Origin of the sequence: Pseudokineococcus marinus (assembly GCF_013004605.1) — a bacterium.
Taxonomy (GTDB): Bacteria; Actinomycetota; Actinomycetes; order Actinomycetales; family Quadrisphaeraceae; genus Pseudokineococcus; species Pseudokineococcus marinus.
On record NZ_JABEMA010000314.1, the window covers coordinates 1 to 3,470 of the forward strand.

General features: G+C 75.4%; 3 protein-coding genes. 2 read left to right on the forward strand and 1 reads right to left on the reverse strand.

All coding sequences use genetic code 11. The features are described 5' to 3' along the window. Positions 1–10: 10 nt before the first annotated feature. Both HLB09_RS14645 and arc read left to right on the forward strand, forming a co-directional pair. Positions 11–1,171 carry a class I SAM-dependent methyltransferase gene (locus tag HLB09_RS14645; RefSeq protein ID WP_171204070.1) on the forward strand — a complete coding sequence of 387 codons (1,161 nt, stop codon included), beginning with the start codon at positions 11–13 and terminating at the stop codon, positions 1,169–1,171. A 210-nt stretch (positions 1,172–1,381) separates the two neighbouring features. Then, a complete protein-coding gene (gene arc / locus HLB09_RS14650) occupies positions 1,382–2,980 on the forward strand; it encodes a proteasome ATPase (protein ID WP_212771143.1) in 1,599 nt (532 codons plus the stop codon). A 70-nt stretch (positions 2,981–3,050) separates the two neighbouring features. Here arc and HLB09_RS14655 read toward each other — a convergent pair. Then, positions 3,051–3,470 (reverse strand): DUF3054 family protein (locus HLB09_RS14655; RefSeq protein WP_212771141.1); only part of this gene is annotated, 420 nt, incomplete at its 5' end.

The window sequence follows — 3,470 nt, forward strand, 5'->3', positions numbered from 1 at the left end:
GGGGCCGGTCGTGAGCGGCCCGACGGGCGCGGCCGCCCGCCGCGGGCCGCTGCGCGAGGGCGAGCGCGTCCAGCTCACCGACCCGCGGGGCCGCCTGCACACCATCACGCTCGGCGCGGGCCGCGACTTCCACACCCACCGCGGGCACCTCGCGCACGACGACCTCATCGGCGGGCCGGAGGGCGTCGTCGTCACGAGCACCGCGGGGGTGGAGTACCTCGCCCTGCGCCCGCTGCTCGCCGACCACGTCCTGTCGATGCCGCGGGGGGCCGCGGTCGTCTACCCCAAGGACGCGGGCCAGGTCGTGGCGATGGCCGACGTCTTCCCGGGCGCCCGGGTCGTGGAGGCCGGCGTCGGCTCGGGGGCGCTGAGCATGTCGCTGCTGCGCGCCGTCGGCGACGAGGGGCACCTGCACTCCTTCGAGCGGCGCGAGGACTTCGCCGACATCGCGCGCGCGAACGTGGAGGGCTTCTTCGGCGGCCCGCACCCGGCGTGGACGGTCTCGGTGGGCGACCTCGCCGAGGAGCTCGGCGCCGCGGAGGAGCCGGGGACGGTCGACCGGGTCGTCCTCGACATGCTCGCGCCCTGGGAGTGCCTCGACGCCGTGGCGACGGCGCTCGCCCCCGGCGGGGTGCTCATCTGCTACGTCGCGACGGCCACCCAGCTCTCGAGGACGGCGGAGGACCTGCGCGGCGACGGCCGGTGGACCGAGCCGCAGGCGTGGGAGTCCATGGTGCGGGGCTGGCACCTCGAGGGGCTCGCGGTGCGCCCGCAGCACCGCATGGTCGGCCACACGGGCTTCCTCCTCACGTCCCGCCGCATGGCCGAGGGCGTCACCGCGCCGCTGAGGCGCCGGCGGCCCGCCAAGGGCACCGCCGCCGCGACACCCGGCTCGCGCCCCGCCGGCGGCCCGCGGGACGACCCGGCGGTCGACAGGGAGGCGGCCGAGGAGCCGGACACCGGCGCGAGCACCGCCTGGGGCGCCGAGGAGGACTGGTCGCCCGAGGCGCTCGGCGAGCGCGCCGTCTCGGCGAAGAAGGTGCGCCGCGTCCGTCGGGACGTCACCGCCCGCCGCGCCTTCCAGGAGGAGCGGGACGCGGCGGAGGGGGAGGGCCCGGCCCTCACCGGGGACGACCGCGAGGACGACCGCGAGGTCGACGCCGAGGACTGAGACGGCAGGTGCGGCGGGCCCGGACCGGCCCGGGCGCCGCCGCTCCCGCCGGGTGCCCGGGTTACCGTCGTGCACGGACTCGAGGAGGCGCGCGTGGACAGCCACTCAGGCACCAGCCGGGACGACCAGCCGGACCCGGGGCGGGACGCCCGCGGGGAGCAGCCGCCCGGGCGCACGTGGGGCGCGGCGAGCGCGTCGCGCGTCGCCGCCCTGCAGGACCAGGTGGGCGAGCTCGTGGCCCGCAACGACCGCCTCGCGCGGACCCTCGCGGACGCCCGCGACCAGCTCGTCTCCCTGCGCGGGGAGGTCGAGCGGCTGGCGCAGCCGCCCAGCGGGTACGCCACCTACCTCGGACCGTCGGGGGAGGGCGTGGTCGACGTCGTCCAGCAGGGCCGCAAGATGCGCGTGGCCCTCAGCGCGGCGCTCGACGCGGACGCCCTGGCGCCGGGCCAGGAGGTCGAGCTCAACGAGGCCATGAACGTCGTCGCCGTGCGCGGCTTCGAGCGCACCGGCGAGGTCGTCACCTTCAAGGAGGCGCTGGCCGACGACCGCGCGCTCGTCGTCGTCCACGGCGACGAGGAGCGGGTCGTGCGCCTCGCGGGGCCGCTCGTGGGCACGCACCTCAAGGCGGGGGACGCGCTGACGCTCGAGCCCCGCTCGGGCTACGTGCACGAGGTCGTCCCGAAGGCCGAGGTCGAGGACCTCGTGCTCGAGGAGGTGCCCGACGTCGAGTACTCCGACATCGGTGGCCTGTCCTCGCAGATCGAGACCATCCGCGACGCCGTCGAGCTCCCGTTCCGCCACCCCGAGCTCTTCCGCGAGCACGGGCTCAAGCCGCCCAAGGGCGTCCTGCTCTACGGCCCGCCCGGGTGCGGCAAGACCCTCATCGCCAAGGCGGTCGCGCGGTCGCTGGCCCGCCAGTCGGCCGAGAGGGACGGGCGCGAGGACACCCGCAGCTACTTCCTCAACGTCAAGGGGCCCGAGCTGCTCAACAAGTACGTCGGGGAGACCGAGCGGCACATCCGCATGATCTTCAGCCGAGCGCGGGACAAGGCGAGCGAGGGCCACCCCGTCGTCGTCTTCTTCGACGAGATGGAGTCGCTCTTCCGCACGCGCGGCTCGGGCGTGAGCTCCGACGTCGAGACGACGATCGTGCCCCAGCTGCTCGCCGAGATCGACGGCGTCGAGCGCTTGGACGACGTCATCGTCATCGGCGCCTCCAACCGCGAGGACATGATCGACCCGGCGATCCTGCGTCCCGGGCGCCTCGACGTGAAGATCAAGATCGAGCGCCCCGACGCCGAGGGCGCGCGCGACATCTTCGCGAAGTACCTCACCGCCGACCTGCCGCTGCACCCGCAGGACCTCGCCCACCACGACGGCGACCGCGAGGCCTGCGTGGAGGGGATGATCCGCGCGACGGTGGAGCGGATGTACTCCGAGACCGAGGAGAACCAGTTCCTCGAGGTCACCTACGCGGGCGGCGACAAGGAGGTCCTCTACTTCAAGGACTTCAACTCCGGCGCGATGGTCCAGAACATCGTCGACCGCGCCAAGAAGATGGCGATCAAGGACTTCCTCACGACCGGCGCCAAGGGCCTGCGGGTCGACCACCTGCTCGTGGCGTGCGTGGAGGAGTTCAAGGAGAACGAGGACCTGCCGAACACGACCAACCCCGACGACTGGGCGCGCATCTCGGGGAAGAAGGGCGAGCGGATCGTCTACATCCGCACCATCGTGCAGGGCAAGAAGGGCTCCGAGGCCGGCCGCTCGATCGACACGGTGGCGAGCCCGGGGCAGTACCTGTAGCGCCGGCGGCCACCGCGCGCGAGGCGCACCACCGCACGGCCCCCGCCCGCACGGGCGGGGGCCGTGCGCGTCAGCGGGCGGCGCGGCGGGCCGACCAGGAGGCGAGGGGGCGCCAGCCGAGCAGGAGCAGGGCGAGGACGACGACCGTCACGACGACGAAGGACGGGGCGGCGCCCTGGCCCGTGAGCAGCCGGAGGACGACGCCGACGACGACGGCGCCCGCGACCACGAGGACGCCGGCGGGCACGACGCGGGTGGGGTCGCGGTGCACGCGCGGCAGCGCCCACGCCAGCAGGACGCCCACCCAGAAGGGCAGCGCCGTCCCGGCGACCTGCAGCAGGCCCGTGCCCTCGACGTGGCTGGCCCGGCCGACGCCCGCGAAGACGAGGACGGCGAGGAGGTCGACGGCGAGCGCCGCGGCCGGGGGCCGGACGGGCGCGCCGCCGGGGCGCGCGCGCCCCACGACGGGGCGCGAGGGGCGGTGGCTCAG